This window comes from Micromonospora sp. NPDC049900, assembly GCF_044461025.1.
In the GTDB taxonomy this organism is placed as follows: domain Bacteria; phylum Actinomycetota; class Actinomycetes; order Mycobacteriales; family Micromonosporaceae; genus Micromonospora.
The window spans coordinates 907,401-924,961 of record NZ_JBITKM010000001.1 but is presented as its reverse complement, the minus strand read 5'-3'; the positions used below and the strand labels follow the sequence as shown (position 1 = coordinate 924,961).

23 protein-coding genes are annotated in these 17,561 nt (G+C 71.6%); 13 read left to right on the top strand and 10 right to left on the bottom strand.

The window, feature by feature from the left end; genetic code table 11:
• Nucleotides 1–33: 33 nt before the first annotated feature.
• The gene (locus ACIBMZ_RS04315) at nt 34–249 is read right to left on the bottom strand and encodes a hypothetical protein (protein WP_396690870.1); all 216 of its coding nucleotides are present in this window, start codon (nt 247–249) and stop codon (nt 34–36) included.
• A 91-nt stretch (nt 250–340) separates the two neighbouring features.
• Nucleotides 341–1,504: an alkaline phosphatase PhoX gene (locus ACIBMZ_RS04310; protein ID WP_396690868.1), complete on the bottom strand. Its 1,164-nt coding sequence runs from the start codon at nt 1,502–1,504 to the stop codon at nt 341–343.
• 299 nt (nt 1,505–1,803) lie between these two features.
• Here ACIBMZ_RS04310 and ACIBMZ_RS04305 point away from each other — a divergent pair, with 299 nt between their 5' ends.
• The 3 genes from ACIBMZ_RS04305 (at nt 1,804) to ACIBMZ_RS04295 (ending at nt 3,650) form a co-directional block, all read left to right on the top strand.
• Nucleotides 1,804–2,910: a 3-deoxy-7-phosphoheptulonate synthase gene (locus ACIBMZ_RS04305; protein ID WP_396690866.1), complete on the top strand. Its 1,107-nt coding sequence runs from the start codon at nt 1,804–1,806 to the stop codon at nt 2,908–2,910.
• Between the two features lie 231 nt (nt 2,911–3,141).
• The gene (locus tag ACIBMZ_RS04300; protein ID WP_387261674.1) at nt 3,142–3,405 is read left to right on the top strand and encodes a hypothetical protein; all 264 of its coding nucleotides are present in this window, start codon (nt 3,142–3,144) and stop codon (nt 3,403–3,405) included.
• Between the two features lie 47 nt (nt 3,406–3,452).
• Nucleotides 3,453–3,650 carry a hypothetical protein gene (locus ACIBMZ_RS04295; RefSeq protein WP_396691025.1) on the top strand — a complete coding sequence of 66 codons (198 nt, stop codon included), beginning with the start codon at nt 3,453–3,455 and terminating at the stop codon, nt 3,648–3,650.
• Between the two features lie 80 nt (nt 3,651–3,730).
• Here the strand turns inward: ACIBMZ_RS04295 and ACIBMZ_RS04290 are convergent, their stop codons facing one another.
• The 3 genes from ACIBMZ_RS04290 to ACIBMZ_RS04280 form a co-directional block, all read right to left on the bottom strand.
• Nucleotides 3,731–4,261 carry a DUF1360 domain-containing protein gene (locus ACIBMZ_RS04290; RefSeq protein WP_350692312.1) on the bottom strand — a complete coding sequence of 177 codons (531 nt, stop codon included), beginning with the start codon at nt 4,259–4,261 and terminating at the stop codon, nt 3,731–3,733.
• Between the two features lie 73 nt (nt 4,262–4,334).
• Nucleotides 4,335–4,658 (bottom strand): hypothetical protein, encoded by a 324-nt coding sequence (locus ACIBMZ_RS04285; protein WP_396690864.1) that lies wholly within the window; start codon nt 4,656–4,658, stop codon nt 4,335–4,337.
• Nucleotides 4,658–4,984: a DUF6158 family protein gene (locus ACIBMZ_RS04280; protein ID WP_396690862.1), complete on the bottom strand. Its 327-nt coding sequence runs from the start codon at nt 4,982–4,984 to the stop codon at nt 4,658–4,660. The genes ACIBMZ_RS04285 and ACIBMZ_RS04280 overlap by 1 nt, the downstream gene beginning before the upstream one ends.
• A gap of 125 nt (nt 4,985–5,109) precedes the next feature.
• Between ACIBMZ_RS04280 and ACIBMZ_RS04275 the strand changes: the two genes are divergently transcribed.
• Together ACIBMZ_RS04275 and ACIBMZ_RS04270 are read left to right on the top strand one after the other, a co-directional pair.
• A complete protein-coding gene (locus ACIBMZ_RS04275) occupies nt 5,110–5,583 on the top strand; it encodes a hypothetical protein (RefSeq protein ID WP_396690860.1) in 474 nt (157 codons plus the stop codon).
• A gap of 24 nt (nt 5,584–5,607) precedes the next feature.
• Nucleotides 5,608–5,946, top strand: coding sequence for a DUF3817 domain-containing protein (locus ACIBMZ_RS04270; protein ID WP_396690858.1), 339 nt, complete (start codon nt 5,608–5,610; stop codon nt 5,944–5,946).
• A 36-nt stretch (nt 5,947–5,982) separates the two neighbouring features.
• Here ACIBMZ_RS04270 and ACIBMZ_RS04265 read toward each other — a convergent pair whose 3' ends face one another.
• Entirely contained in the window at nt 5,983–6,513 is a 531-nt protein-coding gene (locus ACIBMZ_RS04265) for a DUF6232 family protein (protein WP_396690856.1), read from the bottom strand.
• 452 nt (nt 6,514–6,965) lie between these two features.
• On the opposite strand from ACIBMZ_RS04265, the gene ACIBMZ_RS04260 reads away from it, so the two are divergent.
• A complete protein-coding gene (locus ACIBMZ_RS04260; protein WP_396690854.1) occupies nt 6,966–7,937 on the top strand; it encodes an NlpC/P60 family protein in 972 nt (323 codons plus the stop codon).
• An 84-nt stretch (nt 7,938–8,021) separates the two neighbouring features.
• Here the strand turns inward: ACIBMZ_RS04260 and ACIBMZ_RS04255 are convergent, their stop codons facing one another.
• The 3 genes from ACIBMZ_RS04255 to ACIBMZ_RS04245 form a co-directional block, all read right to left on the bottom strand.
• Nucleotides 8,022–9,011 (bottom strand): RNA polymerase sigma factor RpoD/SigA, encoded by a 990-nt coding sequence (locus ACIBMZ_RS04255; RefSeq protein ID WP_396691024.1) that lies wholly within the window; start codon nt 9,009–9,011, stop codon nt 8,022–8,024.
• A gap of 430 nt (nt 9,012–9,441) precedes the next feature.
• The gene (locus tag ACIBMZ_RS04250; RefSeq protein WP_396690853.1) at nt 9,442–10,392 is read right to left on the bottom strand and encodes an N-acetylmuramic acid 6-phosphate etherase; all 951 of its coding nucleotides are present in this window, start codon (nt 10,390–10,392) and stop codon (nt 9,442–9,444) included.
• On the bottom strand, nt 10,389–11,303 hold the full coding sequence (locus ACIBMZ_RS04245; protein ID WP_396690851.1) for a MurR/RpiR family transcriptional regulator: 915 nt from the start codon (nt 11,301–11,303) through the stop codon (nt 10,389–10,391). The genes ACIBMZ_RS04250 and ACIBMZ_RS04245 overlap by 4 nt, the downstream gene beginning before the upstream one ends.
• Nucleotides 11,304–11,491: 188 nt before the next feature.
• Between ACIBMZ_RS04245 and ACIBMZ_RS04240 the strand changes: the two genes are divergently transcribed.
• The gene (locus tag ACIBMZ_RS04240; protein WP_396690849.1) at nt 11,492–12,187 is read left to right on the top strand and encodes an SDR family NAD(P)-dependent oxidoreductase; all 696 of its coding nucleotides are present in this window, start codon (nt 11,492–11,494) and stop codon (nt 12,185–12,187) included.
• Here the strand turns inward: ACIBMZ_RS04240 and ACIBMZ_RS04235 are convergent.
• Nucleotides 12,172–12,969, bottom strand: coding sequence for a dTMP kinase (locus ACIBMZ_RS04235; protein WP_396690847.1), 798 nt, complete (start codon nt 12,967–12,969; stop codon nt 12,172–12,174). The two genes, ACIBMZ_RS04240 and ACIBMZ_RS04235, sit on opposite strands and share 16 nt — an antisense overlap.
• A gap of 137 nt (nt 12,970–13,106) precedes the next feature.
• On the opposite strand from ACIBMZ_RS04235, the gene ACIBMZ_RS04230 reads away from it, so the two are divergent.
• From ACIBMZ_RS04230 to ACIBMZ_RS04205, 6 genes are all read left to right on the top strand, one after another.
• Nucleotides 13,107–13,718 (top strand): nucleotidyltransferase, encoded by a 612-nt coding sequence (locus ACIBMZ_RS04230; RefSeq protein WP_396691022.1) that lies wholly within the window; start codon nt 13,107–13,109, stop codon nt 13,716–13,718.
• Nucleotides 13,715–13,990, top strand: coding sequence for a hypothetical protein (locus tag ACIBMZ_RS04225; RefSeq protein ID WP_396690846.1), 276 nt, complete (start codon nt 13,715–13,717; stop codon nt 13,988–13,990). Before ACIBMZ_RS04230 ends, ACIBMZ_RS04225 begins: the two co-directional genes overlap by 4 nt.
• A gap of 10 nt (nt 13,991–14,000) precedes the next feature.
• Entirely contained in the window at nt 14,001–14,777 is a 777-nt protein-coding gene (locus ACIBMZ_RS04220; RefSeq protein ID WP_396690844.1) for a metallophosphoesterase, read from the top strand.
• Complete coding sequence (locus ACIBMZ_RS04215; RefSeq protein ID WP_162854360.1) at nt 14,768–14,911, top strand: GPGG-motif small membrane protein; 144 nt, start codon at nt 14,768–14,770, stop codon at nt 14,909–14,911. Before ACIBMZ_RS04220 ends, ACIBMZ_RS04215 begins: the two co-directional genes overlap by 10 nt.
• A gap of 374 nt (nt 14,912–15,285) precedes the next feature.
• Nucleotides 15,286–15,780 carry a TspO/MBR family protein gene (locus ACIBMZ_RS04210; protein WP_396690841.1) on the top strand — a complete coding sequence of 165 codons (495 nt, stop codon included), beginning with the start codon at nt 15,286–15,288 and terminating at the stop codon, nt 15,778–15,780.
• A gap of 303 nt (nt 15,781–16,083) precedes the next feature.
• Nucleotides 16,084–17,439, top strand: coding sequence for an ABC transporter substrate-binding protein (locus ACIBMZ_RS04205; RefSeq protein ID WP_396690839.1), 1,356 nt, complete (start codon nt 16,084–16,086; stop codon nt 17,437–17,439).
• Nucleotides 17,440–17,561 lie beyond the last annotated feature (122 nt).

Genomic DNA, 17,561 nt, shown 5'->3' with positions numbered 1-17,561 from the left:
GACCGTGTCGCGGACGGCCGCGTCCCGGCGCGGTCAGTCCGGCGGCTCGATCGGGGTCACCGTCTGCTCGGAGGTACGCCGTTCCAGGACGGTGTCCGGTGCGGCGTTGCGGTCGGCCTCGCGAAGGTCCGACTCGGTCAGGATCGCGTCGGCCTGTGCCTGGGGGTCGTCGCTGCCGACCGCTGCCTCCTCCGGCAGCAGGTGGGCCCGCGACTCGATTCGCTCCTGGTCGCTCTGCGCGTCAGTCATGTCGCTTCCTTACCCCCGGCCCATCCCGCGCACGCGTGGATGTAAGGAAGGGTCCCCTGCTATGCACGAGGCGATAGCAGGGGACCCTTCCTTACAAAAATCGGGTGCGGAACGGCCCACGGACCTCGTAGGTGATGCCGCCGGAGGAGGAGCCGGAGGTGCCGCGCTGCGAGGAGAGGTAGAACCGGGTGCCGTCGGGCGAGAAGGCCGGCCCGCAGATCTCCGAGGAGGACTGGCCGGTGATCCGCAGGAACGGCGCGACCACCTCGTCCGGGGTGATCACGCAGACCTCCATGTCGCCGCCGTCCTCGGCGACGTACAGGTCACCCGACCGGGTGCCGGTGATGTTGTCCACCCCGGTCAGCGGGGCGGTGCCGGAGACCAGCGAGTCGTCGTACGCCAGGTCGATCCGCTGCCGCACCGCGTCGTACGCCCAGACCCGGTTGTCGCCCTTGGTGGTGAACCAGCAGGTGCCGTCGGCGTACCAGCAGCCCTCGCCGCCGTCGAAGCCCTTGGCGCCGGAGACCTGGCGACGGGTGAGTGTGGTCGACGCCGCCGGGTCGGGCACCCGGGCCCAGGTGACCGGGCCGCTGGTGCCACTGCCGGCGACCAGCACCTCCAGCGTGCCGGCGGAGAGGTCGCCCCACGTCGTCGGTCGGAACCGGTAGAAGCAGCCGTCGGTCTCGTCCTCGGTCAGGTAGATCACCCGCCGGTCCGGGTCGCAGGCGGCGGCCTCGTGCTTGAAGCGGCCCATCGCCGCCCGCCGCACCGCCGTGGTGCCGCCCTGCGGGTACGTCTCGTAGACGTGTCCCCGGCTGACCTCCTCGCAGGAGAGCCAGGTGCCCCAACCGGTGGCACCCCCGGCGCAGTTCTGGTTGGTGCCGGAGAGGAGCCGGTACGCCGAGGCGACGCTCCCGTCCGCGTGGAACCGGACCGCCGAGGCCCCGCCGCCCGGCGTGATCTCAGAGTTCGAGACGTAGATCCAGCCGGCACCGGCGGTGAAACAGGCGCCGCCGTCCGGTGCGTCGTGCCACACGTACGACGTGCCGGGTACCACCTGTCGGGATCGGGCGATCACCCGACTGGTGAATCCGGTCGGCAGCATGATGCCGTTGGCGTCGGCGGCGCGCAGCGGCCCGTACGGCCCGACACCGGGTTGAGCAGGGGCGGCGACGGCAGCGCCGGCCCAGAGGCCGCCGGCGAAGGCGGCGGCGCCACCGGCGACGGCGGTACGCAGAACGGTACGACGATCCATCGGAACCCCTCGGGAGACGGCTGTCGGTCGCGCCGAAACTACCGAGCGCTCCATCGATGAGGGTGAACCTGAGGCGAGACTTCGGCGACGAGAAGGTGAGCATCCGCGCACCGTCAGGTACTCTTACCGCCGTGACGCGGTCGTATCGATGGTTTAGGCAGCCGGCTCGGCCGGTGACCTCACCATGATCTGACGTCACCGAATTCGAGCCGGCCGGGCAGGAGCTTTCGTTCCTGCCCTTTCGCGTACGAGCAGCCGGCTCGACCTGGGCACCGGCCCCGGGTGCGGTCGGCGAGAGGATGCCCACCGTGACGACCCCGGAGAACCACCGGGTCATCGACCAGCGGATCGACCGCGTCGTGCCGCTGACCACCCCGGCCCTGCTGCTGCACGAGCTGCCCCTGGACGCCGGCCTCACCTCGGCCGTGCTGACCGGGCGACGCGCGGTCGGACAGGTGCTCGACCGTGCCGACGACCGCCTGCTGGTGGTGGTCGGGCCGTGCTCCGTGCACGACCCCGCCGCCGCCCTGGACTACGCGCACCGGCTGCGCGAGGCGGCCGACCGGGTCTCCGACGACCTGCTGGTGGTGATGCGGGTCTACTTCGAGAAGCCGCGCTCCACGGTGGGCTGGAAGGGCCTGATCAACGACCCGGGGCTGGACGGTTCCGGCGACGTCAACACCGGCCTGCGGCTGGCTCGGGCACTGCTGCTCGACGTGCTGCGGCTCGGGTTGCCGGTGGGCTGCGAGTTCCTCGACCCGATCACCCCGCAGTACATCGCCGACACGGTGGCGTGGGGCGCGATCGGGGCGCGCACGGTGGAGAGCCAGGTGCACCGCCAGCTCTCCTCCGGCCTGTCCATGCCGATCGGCATGAAGAACCGCCCCGACGGAAGCATCTCCACGGCGGTGGACGCGATCCGGGCGGCCGGCGTACCGCACGTCTTCCCCGGTATCGACGTCTCCGGCACCCCGGCGATCATGCACACCCGGGGCAACACGGACGGCCACCTGGTGCTGCGCGGCGGTGGCGGTCGCCCCAACTACGACGCCGAGTCGGTCGCCGGAGCGCTGGAGCTGCTGCGGGCCGCCGGGCTGCCGGAGCGGCTGGTGGTGGACGCCAGCCACGCCAACAGCGGCAAGGACCACCGCAACCAGCCCGTCGTGGCCGCCGACGTGGCCGCGCAGATCGCCACCGGTCAGCAGGGCATCGTCGGGATCATGCTGGAGAGCTTCCTGGAGCCCGGCCGCCAGGACCTGGACCCGACCCGCGAGCTGACCTACGGCCAGTCGGTGACCGACGCCTGCATCGGCTGGGACACCACCGACGAGGTGCTCGACGCGCTGGCCACCGCCGTGCGTACCCGCCGCGCCCACCATTCGCGCACCCTGCCCGCCCCCGCCTGACCCGCACCCGTCGATCGGAGGTCGGCGTGCGGCGCGACCGGCGACAACGCCGCCGACCTCATGATCGCCACGGTGTGGTGGGAGTTTGGCCGGGTGGGGCGGGGGTAGGTGGCGGGCGTGACCGATGACGTACCCGTGACCGGGGCGCCCGTGGCGCCCACGGCACCGACGACCGAGGCGCGGCTGCCCGACGCCATCCTGGCCGACGTGCCCGTGGTCGACACCGCGGGCATCGACCCGGCCGTCACCGACCTGCCCGGTACGGCTGCCGCCGTACCGGACGAGGTGGAGACGGAGGAGGTGGACACCCGCCCCCTCGTCGACCTGCTCGACGACCTCTACCACGGTCAGGAGCGGATCAGTCAGGTGGACATCTACCGGCGGGCGGTCGCCGCGGAGTTGCCGGCGCAGTTGCTCTCCCGGCTCAACGCGCTGCCTCAGGGCGAGTACGCGGTCGACGAGGTGACCGACCTGCTGGGTGGTACGGCGGGATGACGTCCGGCACCGCCCCGGCCGGTGCCGCCGACGAGAAGAGGAACGCGATGTCGCAGCCCGAGGAAGACCAGGACGACCGGATGCCCGCGCTCGGCCAACCCCCGGAGGGCACCGACACCCTTCCCGAGCCGGACTTCGCCAACGAGCACGACCGCACGGCCGTGGACCGGGACATCATCACCGGCGCCGACGAGGACGAACGGGAACCGGAGTCCCCGCGCGGCTGGTCCGGCATGCAGCGCTGACGTATCCGCTCCGACACCGTCGCTGACGAGGCCCGGTGTCCGCCGGTGGCACACGCCACCGACGGACACCGGGCCGGACGTCACTCCCGGTGGTCGCCCTCGGCTCCCCGCTGTGCCATCGCGTACGCCATCTGGAGGAAGTCCGACGCGGTCACCGCGGTCAGCGCCGTGGCCACCAGTCGGGTCAGCCTCGGCGTGAGCACCAACGCGCCGGTGAACCCGGTGGCCACCCAGACCGCCAGGCAGAACGGGCAGCTCAACAGCTCGCCGATGGCGTGCCGGGTGGAGCTGCCGGAGTCGCGTACCTGCTCCATCACCTCGCCGCTGCCGATCGGCCGGTCGTACTGCGTGAACGGCGCGCGCAGCGGACTGGTCACCGCGTCCTTGGACAGCAGCCGGCTGAGCTTGTGGGTGGCGATGGCCAGGAGCACCACGTCGGAGGTGGCGGGCCGCTCCGGCACCGGACGCCCGGTCGCCTTGACCAGCCCGGCGATGGCCCCGGTCACCGCGGCGTAGGTGCCCATCGCCGCCAGGTACCCGCCCAGCGGGCGGTGCTCGTGCGGGGCGTACGCCTGACGCAACCGCGCCACCTTCTGCTTCAGCTCGCTCACCCGGCCTCCTTCGTCTCATGCGGGGGTGCGCCGCCCCGGTCGGGACGGCTCGGTCGTTCGGTGTCCGGCCGGGTCAGCCGGCCTGGAGGTTGTCGTCCACCTCGCGGGCCAGCTTGGTCAGGGCCTCGTCGGCGAGCCGGTCGGTCTCGGCACCGCCGCCGGAGATGTCCAGACGGACCCGGGCACCACCGGCGTCGACCGGCTCCACCCGCAGCTCGGCCCACCAGTCGGTGCCGTGACCGTCCCAGCGGGCCCGCATCCGGTCCCCGTCGCCCTGGTCGGACGAGTCGCCGGCGAGCAGGGGTTCGGGCAGCCAGGCGGCGACCCGGTCCGGATCGGTCGCGGTGTTGAAGACCACCTCGGGGGGTGCGGAGACCCCGCGTTCCGCGTACGCCATCACGCGTCCCGCAGTCGGCTGGGGTCGACCTCCCGCCCGGGGTGCCGGGCGAGGTACTCGGTCTCCAGTTCGGCGGTACGCCGCAGGTGGTTGGCCAACGCCGAGTCGGTGGCGTGCCGCAACGTGTCCAGGCGGGTGCGGTGCAGGCTCTGCACCTCGCGGATCAGGTCGTCCTCGCTCAGCTCGGCCGGGTCGACGCCGGGCAGGTCCCCGTCGAGCGGGGCGGTGGTCGCCCGGTCGTCGTCGCCCCATTCGGGGATCCGCTGCTCGGGGCTCACCTCGGTGCCTCCGGTGGGAAACCCGTCCGATCGTCCTGATGCGGTCATCTCGCGCCCCCTCGTCCGTGCTGGGCTGGCGTCTGTACGGTTGCCCACGTCGGATGCGGCCAAACCAGGGCCGCCACTACGACACCGCGTCGGAGAGCGCGGTCGGTCCCGGTACCCTCGTTGCCATGAAGCGGCTCTGGACCCCGGCGTGGATCGCCCGCCACGTGGCCATGGTCGTGCTGGTGACCACCTTCCTCGGCCTCGGCTGGTGGCAGGTCAGCCGGGCCGCCGCCGGCAACGCCATCAGTTGGGGCTACGCCGTGGAGTGGCCGATCTTCGCGGGCTTCGTGGTCTTCGTGTGGTGGCGCGAGGTGCGCCACACGCTGCGGGAGCAGGACACCGCCGTCGAGCAGGCCGGCGACGCCACGGCCGCACCGGACACCTCGGCCGACGCGGCGTGCGGCGCCGACGAGGCCGGCGCCGTCGGCGCCGGGCCGGAGCCGGATCGGCCGCGACCCGGGATCCGCCGACCGGTACGGGTGGCCCGCGCCACCGCCGTCGGCGAGGTCTCCGACGACGCCGACCTGGCCGCCTACAACCGCTACCTGTCATGGTTGAACGCCAATCCGGGCGCCAAGCCCGGTGACTACCCCGGCTGAGCCGGGCCGGAAGGACTGACGGACGTGCGCGCTGCCCTCACCCGCTACCGCGTGATCGCCTGGATCGTCGGCGTGGTGCTGATCCTGCTCGTCGTGATCGGCATGCCGCTCAAGTACGGCTTCGACAACCCGATCCTGGTGGAGACCGTCGGCCAGGCGCACGGCTTCCTCTACATGCTCTACCTGGTCGCCGCGTTCGACCTGTCCCGGCGGGTCAACTGGCCGCTGAAGCGGATGGTCCTGGTGATGCTGGCCGGCACCGTGCCCTTCGTCTCCTTCTGGGCCGAACGCAAGGTGAGCGCGTTGTACCTGGCCGAGCAGCAGGAGCGGGAGCAGCAGACGCCGGAGCCGGTGGCCGGCTAGCCGCGCGGCAGGGCCCTCAACGGCGTGGCATGGCCCTCAACGGCGTGGCCGCCACGGGTCGGCGCTCGCCAGCGGGTCCTCCCACCCGCCGTAACCGTGCATCTCCCGGGCCCGGCGCAACGCCCGGCTCACCTGGCCGAACTGCTGCTCGTCGTCGCTGCTGAACAGCAGTTCCTCGGACTCACCACGCCGCCCCCACAGCTCGTACGGCGGCGGGCGCCAGCGGTCCCCGGCCACCGCGAGCAGCACCGGCACCAGGAACACCGCCCCCAACAGCAGGTACGCCTCGGCGGTGAGCCGGTGCAGCCCGCCGGTGAAGCCGAGCATCAGACCGATGCCGCCGATCACCACGGTGGAGACCAGCACGGCCCGGGCCGCCACGGGATCCTGGTCCCCCCGGGTGGTGTGCAGATGGGTCAGCTCGGCGACCCGCCAACTGCTGCGCCCGACGGTGAACCGGTCGGCGGTGACGACGATCCCGGGTCGGGCGTAGAGCAGACGCGGGTTCGGGCCGGGGTCACCGGGCGCGGAACGTGGCGGTCGTGTCGTCGTACCGTCCGGATTCACGGCCCCTCCTCCCCCACCACCGGGCGTCGCCGGACCGGTCCACCGATCCACGACGCCGGCTGACGGGAATCCCGGCTGTGCGCCCATTGTCGACCGGGCACGCCCGCCGCACCGGCCTGTTTCCGGTGGTCACGCCGCTGTACCGGGCGACCGTCGCCGGAAAGAGCCGTCCAAGTCCGTCTTATCGGTTATAGCGCCGACGGAACCGACGTCATATGCCGAGAGCGACCAGTACGGCATCTGCCCAGATAAGCCTACATACGCCCTCAGGGCGAATCAGATTCGCCACACGCTCCTCACATGTCCCGACAATCCCTGCCGGTAACTCTGTTCCCGTACTACCTTGGGCAGGTCGGCCCGGTCGACCGCCGTCCACCCGGACGGCACCGGTCCGGTGCCGTCGCGGAGCGTCAGCAGGCCCGCGCCGGCCCTGGGAGAGGAGCATCGAGCTCTTGTCGTCCCTGACGAACACGCTGCGCGCCCTGGCCGTGGCCGCCTGCTCGCTGGCGCTGGTCGCGCCCGCCACGGTGGCCCGGGCCGAACCGTCGACCGCCGAGTTGACCCGGCGGATCGACAAGTCCTCCGCCGAGTTGCAGGACGTGGTGGAGTCACACAACGAGCTGCGCGAGAAGATCAAGGACAACCGGACCGCCGTCGAACGGCTACAGGAGCGGATCGGTCCGCTGGAGCAGCAGGCCGCACAGAGCCGGGCGGACGTCGGCCGACTGGCCGTGACCGCGTACAAGACCGGCAACCTCGGCGCCGCCGAGGCCCTGCTGCGCACCGACGACTCGACGTCCATGCTCGACCGGCTCGGCACGCTGGACCACCTGACCCGGCAACGGCAGGCGACGGTCGCCAGCTACACCGCCGACCAGCAGCGGCTGCTCGACGAGAAGACCCGGCTGGACGTCACGCTCAGCCGGCAGGCCGCCCAGTCCCGGGAGTTGGCCGCCGCGAAACGGCGGATCGAGCGGGATCTGGCCAAGCTGTACGAGATGCGCCGGCAGGCGTACGGCCGGGCGACCGAACGCCCGACCAACAACTCCGGCAGCGCCAACGACGCGCCGTCGGTGTCAGGGCAGGCCGGTGTCGCCGTCCGGTTCGCGTACGGGGCGCTCGGCAAGCCGTACGCCTGGGGGCAGGACGGGCCGAACGGCTACGACTGCTCCGGGCTGACCTCGGCCGCCTGGCGGGCGGCGGGCAAGTCGCTGCCGCACAACACGAAGATGCAGTGGGGCACGGTGGCGAAGATCAGCCGTGGCGACCTACGCCCCGGTGACCTGGTCTTCTATCGCAGTCTCGGGCACGTCGCGATCTACGTGGGCAGTGGTCAGGTGATCCACGCCCCCACCTTCGGTCGCAACGTGGAGAAGCGCTCCGTCGACCTGATGCCCCCGTACGGCTACGGACGGGTGCGCTGAGTCGTCGACCCGGCGTACCCACAGACGGTGAACGGCCGGCGTCCCCCTATCGGACGCCGGCCGTTCGCCGTCATTCTTACCAGCTCAGGCGGCCTGTAGGCCCTCCGCGCGAGCCAGCTCGCGCAGCCGCCCGAGCGCCTGGATCTCCAACTGCCGGATCCGCTCACGGGACAGCGAGAACCGCGAGGCCACCTCGGTGAGCGAGTGCTCCCGACCGTCCTCCAGCCCGTAGCGGGCCCGCATGATCCCGGCCGAGCGGTCGTCGAGGTGGTTGAGCAGCCCCTCGATCCGCTGCCGCTCCAGCCCGGTGAGCACGATCTCCTCCGGCGACGGTGCGTCGCTGTCGGCGACCAGGTCACCCAGGTTGGTGTCGCCGTCGTCGCCGACCGGCGTGTCCAACGACACGGTGTCCTGCGACCAGCGGACCAGCTCGTTGACCCGTTCGACGGTCACGCCGAGTGCCTTGGCGATCTGCTCCGGCTCCGGGTCGCTGCCCAGCTCACGGGTGAGCTGGCGAGCCACGTTGCGCATCCGGTTGACGTCCTCCACCAGGTGCACCGGCAGTCGCACGGTGCGCTCCTGCTGGGCGATCGCCCGGCTGATCGCCTGACGGATCCACCACGTCGCGTAGGTGGAGAACTTGTAGCCGCGTTCGTAGTCGAACTTCTCGACCGCCCGGACCAGACCGGTGTTGCCCTCCTGGATCAGGTCGAGCATCGGCATCCCGGAGCGGACGTAACGGCGGGCGATCGACACGACGAGCCGGAGGTTGGCCCGGATGAACAGGTCCTTGGCCCGCTCGCCCTCGGCGACCAGCCGGGCCAGGTCGTCCCGGGTGGCACCGTCGGGAATCCGGTCCTCACCGAGCAGGTGCTCGGCATAGAGGCCGGCCTCGATCGCCTTGGAGAGATCGACCTCCTTGGCGGCGTCCAGCAGTGGCGTCCGGGAGATCTCGTGCAGGTAGACTCCGACCAGGTCGCGCTCCTCGGCGACCTCGTCGGTGCGCATTCCGATGTTCTTGTCCACGTTGCCCACGGTCCCCTCGCTCGCGCCGGTTGCCCGGTTCCTTGCCATCCCCACGCCCATCGGCCCTCCCCGCACTTCCGCTGTGCCCACCGGAGCCGGCATCTACACAACAGATGAGACGTGTCAGGGATTCCATGTCGTGGGTCGAAAGTGTCACGAATGCCTGATAATCCGCTGAGAGCACGGTCCACGTTTGCTGTCAGCACCCTGCCTGACTGGGGTCGGCAGGCACCTCGTGAGGTGGACGGATAGACGGATCGCCGTCCGTACCGGTCCATGGCAACACTGCCTGGCCGACCGACACAGCGACCCGGGTCACCGCCGTGCTGCGATCCTGGTCACTGGCTGATACGCGTACGCGGACCAGTCGGTTCATCCACGCCGGTGGTATTACCCGACGCCCAGATGAACAATCCGTGCCCCGGTTCTATGCCCGGCCCGTGCCGGGGCCCGGGACGGGCATAGAACCGGGGCGGAATCAGGACGCGAGGAGCGCGAGCGCGCCGCGCACCTGGTCGGCGGAACGGGCCAGAGCCGCCCGCGCGGTGGTCACCTCCACCCCCGAAACGAGGCTGACCAGGGCGGTCTTCAGATCGCCGTCCGCCTCGTCGAGTGCCTGACGGGCCCGGTCCTCGGCACAACCGGTCGACTCGACCAGGATCGAGAGCATTCGTCCCCGGAGCTTCGCGTTGGTCGCCACCATGTCGATCATCAGGTTCGAGTAGACCCGGCCCAGGCGCACCATGACCGCGGTGGAGAAGCTGTTCAGCACGATCTTCTGGGCCGTGCCCGCCTTCATCCGGGTCGACCCGGCGACCACCTCCGGCCCGGTGTCCAGGCCGATGAAGACGTCCACCGACCGGGCGGCCGGGGCGTCCGGGTTCGCGCAGAGCAGCACCGTCGAGGCGCCTGCGGACCGGGACGCGGCGAGCGCCCCGAGGACGTACGGGGTACGACCGCTGGCGGTGAGTCCGACCACCACGTCACCGCGACGTACGCAGTCGCTCGCCTCGGCCACACCTCGGGTGTCGTCGTCCTCGGCGTCCTCCACCGCCCGCCACACGGCGTCCGGGCCGCCGGCCAGGTGGGCGCAGAACCAGTCGCGGGGCGAGTTGAAGGTGGGGGCCAGCTCGGCGGCGTCCAGCACGCCCAGCCGACCCGAGGTGCCGGCCCCGAAGTAGTGCACCCGGCGTCCGCCGCGCAGCGCCTCCACGGCGAGGTCGACGCTCTCGGCGATCCGGTCGAGGACGGCGGCCACCGCGGTCGACACCCGCCGGTCGGCCTCGTTGATCACGGAGAGGACGTCCCGGGTGGACATCAGGTCCAGGTCGACGCTGAGCGGGTTGCGTCGTTCGGTCGGCGCGCCGACCCGGACCGTCGGACGGACGGTGGCCGGTGCCGCGTCGGGCTCCACCGCACCGGCGGTCATGTGCGCCTCCGGGTGGACCCGACCCGGTGGGAGCGGACCGCCTCGGCGGTCGCCTCCAGCGCCTTGCGCGCCCGGGGGCGGTTGCGCGCGGCCACCCCGACGAAGAGGCAGTCGACCACGGTGAGCTGGGCGAGCCGACTGGCGGTGGCACCGGAACGGTAGGTCGTCTCGCGGGCCGCGGTGGTCAGGACGTGGTCGGCGACCTCGGTGACCGGTGAGCGGGGGAAGTTGGTCAGCACCACCGTGGTGGCGCCCCGGGCCCGTGCCTGCTCCAGCACCTCCACCACGTCCGACGTGGTGCCGGTGTGCGAGATGCCGACCGCGACGTCACCCCGGCCGAGCAGGGCCGCCGAGGTGAGCGCGGTGTGCACGTCCGGGAAGTAGAAGGCGGTGCGGCCGATGCGGTGCAGCTTCTGCTGGAAGTCCGAGGCCACGAAGCCGCTCGCCCCGGCACCGTAGATGTCGATCCGGCCGGCGCCGACGATGGCGTCCACCACCCGCTCGCAGACCGCCGGATCGAGCTGCTCGGCGGTCTCCTCCACGGCCCGCGCGTCGTTGAACGCGATGGTCGCGATGATCTGGGCGAAGTCGGCTCCGGGCGGGATGTCACCGCCGACCACCCGCGCGTCCGGCGGCTCGATCCGCCGGGCCGCCTCGGCGGCGAGCCGGATCCGCAGTTGCGGGTAGCCGTCCATGCCGACCGACCGGCAGAACCGGATGACGGTGGCCTCCGATGTCTCGGCGGCGGTGGCGAGGTCGGTGATGGTCCGCCGGGCCGCGTCGGCGGGGTCGGCGACCACCAGGCGGGCGACCCGCTGCTCGGCCGGTGACAGCGACGGGAGCAGGCCGCTGATGTGGACGATCAGTCCACCCGGCTCGTGACTTGCGGAAATCTTCGAACTCTTCCCCACGTATGAAACTTACTTTCACAAGTCGTGAGCGTCAACCACGACGCGCCCATCCGAGGGACGACACGTGCCGGGCGTACGCCCACAGCCTCCCACCCGTCCGAGGGGGCCGCCTCCCCCGGCGGGCCGGGTCCGTCCGGTCGGGTGGGGCCGGCCGGGGGCCGACCGGACGGCGGCACTAGCGTGGGGTCATGACGCGACGCAGTGTGCTGGTCACCGGAGGCACGGGCGGGCTGGGCGGGGCGGTGACCACCGTGTTCATCGAGGCAGGCTGGCGGGTGGTCGCGCCGCAACGCCGGGCGCCGTCGCCCGAGGCCGGGCCCGACGGCGACGCGCCGGTACGCCCGGTCGCGGACCTGACCGACCCGCAGGACGTCGCCCGCGTCGTCGAGGTGGCCGCCGGTGACCCCGAGGCGCCGCTGCGCGCCCTGGTCAACCTGGTCGGCGGGTACGCCAGCGGCGGCCTGGTGCACGAGACGCCGATCGAGGAGTTCGAGCGGATGCTCACCCTCAACCTCCGACCGACCCACCTGGTCACCCGGGCGGCCCTGCCGCACCTGGTCGCGGCCGGCGGCGGCGCGGTGGTGTGCGTGGCGGCCCGGGCAGCTCTCGCGCCGTTCCCGGGAGTCTCCGGCTACGTGACCGCCAAGGCCGCCGTGCTCGGTTTCGCCTCGGCCGTCGCGGTGGAGTACAGGGCGGCGGGCGTGCGCTGCAACACCGTGCTGCCCAGCGTCATCGACACGCCCACCAACCGGACCGCGATGCCGGACGCCGACCACTCCCGCTGGGTGGAGCCGACCGAGATCGCCTCCGTGGTCCGCTTCCTGGCCTCCGACGAGTCCGCCCCGACCAGCGGCGCCGCCGTACCGGTCTACGGCCGGGCCTGAATCGCCGGCGGTCGGATCGACCACGGCCGGACCTGCACCGGGGCCGACCCGGCCGCCCACGGCAGGGCCTGGATCGGCACCAGCGCGGTCACCGGTCCGGGCAGCCACGGTCGGTACCGCTGCGGACCCGGCTCGTCCGGCTCGTCGTCGGCCGGAAGCCACGCGGCGAGATGGTCGCGGATGTCCCGGGCCACCTGGTCCGCCGGTCGGTCCCCGTCGACCGGCACGAAGCTCGGTGACTCCGGCAACGTGCGGTACGCCAGGTCCGCGGCGGTCAGGTAGGGCAGGCTCTCCTCGTCGGTGCCGCGCCGCTCGATCCGCCGGTACGCCTCGTTCGGCGGCACCGTCAGCAGGAACGTCACCTGCGGCTGCGGGAAGACCCGGTACGCGGCCCGCACCAGCCGTTCCCAACGCCGACCCCCGTGCGCCCGGAGGCTGGCGTACTGGCAGGCGGCGTAGCGGTCCATCACCGCCACCCGGCCGGTGCACAGGCTGCCGAGCAGGGCCATCGCGATGGCGAGCCAGCGCAGCACGGATTCCAGCAGGAGCATCGCGTCGCGCCCGAGCAGTCCCTGGGCGTCCGCCCGACCGAGTCGGTTCGCGGCCCGCCCCAGCCAGCGGCGCCCACCGGCATTGCGGTGGTAGGTGGCCGGGTGACCGGCGGCGGTGAGCGCCTCGGCGAGCCGGTGCGCCTGAGTGGTCTTGCCCGAGCCGTCCACGCCGATCAGGGCCACGGTGCGCAGTCGGGCCGTGCCGCACCGGGTACCCGTCGATCTGGCCACTCTCGACAGGATATCCGACCCTCGCACGGCGACCGGAAGGTTCGTCCCGGTATGCGACTGATCGCGCCCTTGCACGAGCGATGCAGGTGTGGGCGACCGGATTGCCGGGTACCGATCCGGCATCCCACCGGTAGCGACTGAACGAGTTCGACGGGAGAGGCGACATGGCCGAGCGCGACGACGAGACTCTCCTGCACACACTGAAGAAGGTCGCCGCCGTGCTCAAGCAGTCGGACATCCCGTTCGCGCTCGGCGGCAGCTTCGCCGTGTACGCGCACGGCGGACACTCCAGCGAGCACGACGTCGACTTCCTGATCCGTGAGCCCGACGTCGACGCCGCCCTGGAGGCACTCGTGGCGGCCGGGTTCACCGCCGAGCGGCCCCCGGAGGACTGGCTGGTCAAGGTCTTCGACGGCGGACGGATGGTGGACCTGATCCACCGCCCGATCGAGACGCCGGTGACCGAGGAGACCTTCGGCGACACGGTCGTACGGCCGGTCGACGCCATCCACATGCCGGTGCTGTCGGCCACCCAGTTGATGGTGCACAAGCTGCTCAGCTTCTCGCAGCACTACTGCGACTTCGCGCGAGGGTTGCCGCTGGCCCGGTCGTTGCGGGAGCAGATCGACTGGGAACGGGTACGTAAGGAGACGCAGCACTCGCCGTACGCGGAGGCGTTCCTGGTGCTGCTGGACAGGCTGGACGTCGTGCCCGACGCCGGCACGGCCGACGGGAGGGGAACACCGTGACCACGTACCGCGACCCCGGTGCCGGGCCGCCGGACGAGTACGTCGAGGCGGAGATCCACCGGCTGCTCGCCGAGGATCCGGCCGTCGCCGAGCAGGGCATCTCCGTGGTCCGTACGGAGCGCGGTCTGGTGCTCATGGGTGAGGTGGAGAGCGCCCACCGACGGGACGAGATCCTGCGCCGGGTGGCCGAGCGTTTCCCCGAGGAACCGGTCACCAGCGACATCGGGGTGATTCGCGCGCAGGCGCCCACAGAGATCGAGCAACTGCCCTGAGGGAGGCGCGATGGCTATCCGGATCGCCGCGGTGGGCGACGTACACGTGGACGAGGACGTGGTCGGCCGTTTCCGGCCGGCCCTGGAGGAACTGCCGGACAAGGCCGACGCGCTGCTGCTCGCCGGTGACCTGACCCGGCACGGCACCGAGGCGGAGGCCCGGTGCGTGGCACGGGAGTTCGGCGGACTGGGCGTACCGGTGATCGCCGTGCTCGGCAACCACGACCATCAGTGCGACCAGGTGCCGCAGGTGGTCGGCGTGTTGCAGGAGGCGGGGATCACCGTGCTGGAGGGCGACGGCGTGGTGCTCGACTGTCCCGGCGGTCGGCTCGGCGTCGCCGGGGTGAAGGGCTTCGGTGGCGGGTTCGCCGGGCGGTGTGCCAGTGACTTCGGCGAGCCGGAGATGAAGGCGTTCGTCCGCACCACGACCGAGAGCGCGGATCGACTGGCCGCCGCGCTGCGCGCGCTGGACTGCGACACGCTGGTGGCGCTGACCCACTACTCGCCGGTGCCGGACACCCTGGCCGGGGAGCCGCTGGAGATCTACCCGTTCCTGGGCTGCTACCAGCTCGGGCAGGCGGTCGACTCGGCGCCCACCGCGCTGGCCCTGCACGGGCACGCGCACCACGGCTCCGAGCGCGGGACCACGCCCGGCGGGGTACGCGTACGCAACGTCGCGCACCCGGTGATCAAGCAGGCGTACAGCGTCTTCCATCTCGGTGACGACCTTGATCAGCCGCAGGTTTCCGGCGTAGGAGTGGGGGGTATTCAGCAAACATGGAGCTGATTCTCTGGATTCTCGCAGTCGTACTGGTCGTCTCCGGCATCCTCGCGCTGTTCCGCCGGCAGATTCTCTGGGGCATCGTCCTCATCGTCGTCGGGCTTCTGGTCGGCCCGGGTGGTGTGAGCATCTTCAGTTGACGTGGCGGCGCAACGCGTCGCCTGTCCCGGACCCGCCGGGGTCGTCGTGACCGGAACTCCGTCCTCCCGACAGGAGCCACCGGCCACGGCGACCCCGGCGTACTTGTGTCCCGGCGCTTGAGTGCCCCGGCGCTTGGGTGCCCCGGCCGCGTCGCTCGCCGCTCGGCTGCCAGGCCCCTTCCGATCCGGGGTTGCATAGCGCGCCGCTCGGCCGGTAGCCCCTTCCGGTCCCGGCCGTGTCGCGCGCCTCCCCGCTGGCAGGCTCCTTCCGATCCGGGTTGCGTCGCGCGCCTCCCCGCCGGCAGGTCTCGCCAGCCCACGGGGAGGCCCGCCCCGGCAAGTTTGCCGTCCCGACCCGTGGAGAAGCTGTGCGCATGCGGACGAGTGCGAGCGACACCCCGCGAGGCGGTGCCCGGCAGTGGTGGGCGTTGGCCGGCTTCGCAGCGGCGGTGACGGCGGCGGCCGTCATCGGCAACCTCGCCGCCGTCGGCGCGGCGGACGAGTACCGCAGCATCGAGCAGCCCGCCTGGGCACCACCGTCCTGGCTGTTCGGCCCGGTCTGGACGGTGCTCTATGTGACCGTCGCGCTGGCCGGCTGGCTGGTCTGGCGTCGGGTGGGCTTCGGCCCGGCCGTGCTCGCCTGGGCGGTGCAGCTCGTGCTCAACGCCGCCTGGACCCCGCTGTTCTTCGGCGCCGGGCAGTACGGCCTGGCCTTCGCCGAGATCGTGTTGTTGTGGCTGGCGATCGGCGTGACCGTCCTGCTGTTCCGACGGGTCAGCACCGCCGCAGCCGCCCTGCTGCTGCCCTACTGGGCCTGGGTGACCTTCGCCGCAGCGCTGAACTACTCGATCTGGCGACTGAACGGCTGACCCCGTCCGGGCTCCGGTTCCAGATCAAGCCGGTACCGCGCGCGACACCCGCGTTGATCAAGAGGTTCTGGTCTCCGAAGGGCAGTTCTGAGGGCGCAAACCCCTTGGTCAACTCTGAGCAGACCGGGCCCGGTGGGGGTGCGCCCAGGCAGGGACGACAGGTTTCGGGATTGTTACTCGGTCGTGTCCCGCCCAGGGCTGGACCGCGCGAGATGCAAGCGCTTACATGTGAAAACGCCCATCGGACCGGCGCCAGGTCACCGGATGCGATCCCGGCCGGCGCCGGCTAGGAAGGAGGACGGCATGGCAGTCTTTGCCAGGCCACGCCAGGCCCTCGTGATCGCCGGCGCGCTCGGGCTGGCGCTCGGCGCCACCGCCTGCGGTACCGGTAGCAGCAGCAGTAGCGGCAACAACACCAACGCCGATTCCGCCGAGTGCGCCCCGTACGAGAAGTACCAGGGCCACGACGGCAAGAAGGTGACGATCTACTCGTCGATCCGGGACATCGAGGCCGACCGGCTGGACGAGTCGTGGAAGCAGTTCGAAGAGTGCACCGGCATCGACATCAACCACGAGGGCAGTGGTGAGTTCGAGGCGCAGTTGCCCGTACGCGTCGACGGCGGCAACGCCCCCGACCTGGCGTTCATCCCCCAGCCCGGTCTGATCCAGCGGTTCGCCGAGCGCGACCAGATCAAGGCCGCCAGCGCCGAGACCAAGGCGATGGCCGAGGAGAACTACCCGGCCGACTGGCTGACCTACAGCACGGTCAACGGCACCTTCTACGGCGCGCCGCTCGGCTCGAACGTGAAGTCCTTCGTCTGGTACTCGCCGAAGATGTTCCAGGAGAAGGGCTGGGCCGTCCCGAACACCTGGGACGAGATGATCAAGCTCAGTGACACGATCGCGGACAGCGGCACCAAGCCGTGGTGCGCCGGGATCGAGTCCGGTGAGGCCACCGGCTGGCCGGCCACCGACTGGATCGAAGACCTGATGCTGCGTACGCAGACGCCTGAGGTCTACGACCAGTGGACCAAGCACGAGATCCCCTTCAACGACCCCCGGGTCGCCGAGGCGCTCGACCGCGCCGGCACCATCCTGAAGAACGAGAAGTACGTCAACGGCGGCTTCGGCGGCGTACGCAGTATCGCCACCACCTCGTTCCAGGAGGCCGGTGTGCCGATCACGGCCGGCAAGTGCGCGCTGCACCGGCAGGCCTCGTTCTACGCCAACCAGTGGCCGCAGGGCACCCGGGTGGCCGAGGACGGCGACGTGTTCGCGTTCTACTTCCCGGCCATCGACCCGGCCAAGGGCAAGCCGGTCCTGGGCGGCGGCGAGTTCGTGACGGCGTTCAACGACCGTCCCGAGGTGCAGGCGGTGCAGACGTACCTCGCCTCCGGTGAGCACGCCAACAGCCGCGCGAAGATCGGCGACTGGGTGTCGGCGAACAACAAGCTCGACCTGGCCAACGTCGCGAACCCGATCGACAAGCTGTCCGCGGAACTCCTCCAGGACGACAGCTCGGTCTTCCGCTTCGACGGGTCCGACCTGATGCCGGCGGCCGTCGGCAACGGCACCTTCTGGAAGGGCATGGTCGAGTGGATCAACGGGCGGGACACCGCCACGGTCCTCCAGGGCATCGAGAGCAGCTGGCCGAACTGAGTCCAGTGGTGGGGGGGGGCGCCCCCCCCGGCCCCCCCCCCCCCCCGGGGGCCCCCCCCCCGCGGGGGGGGTTAGTTAGACTTGGCGCCCCCGCCGCCCCGACTAAGGTAGTTTGTGTGGGG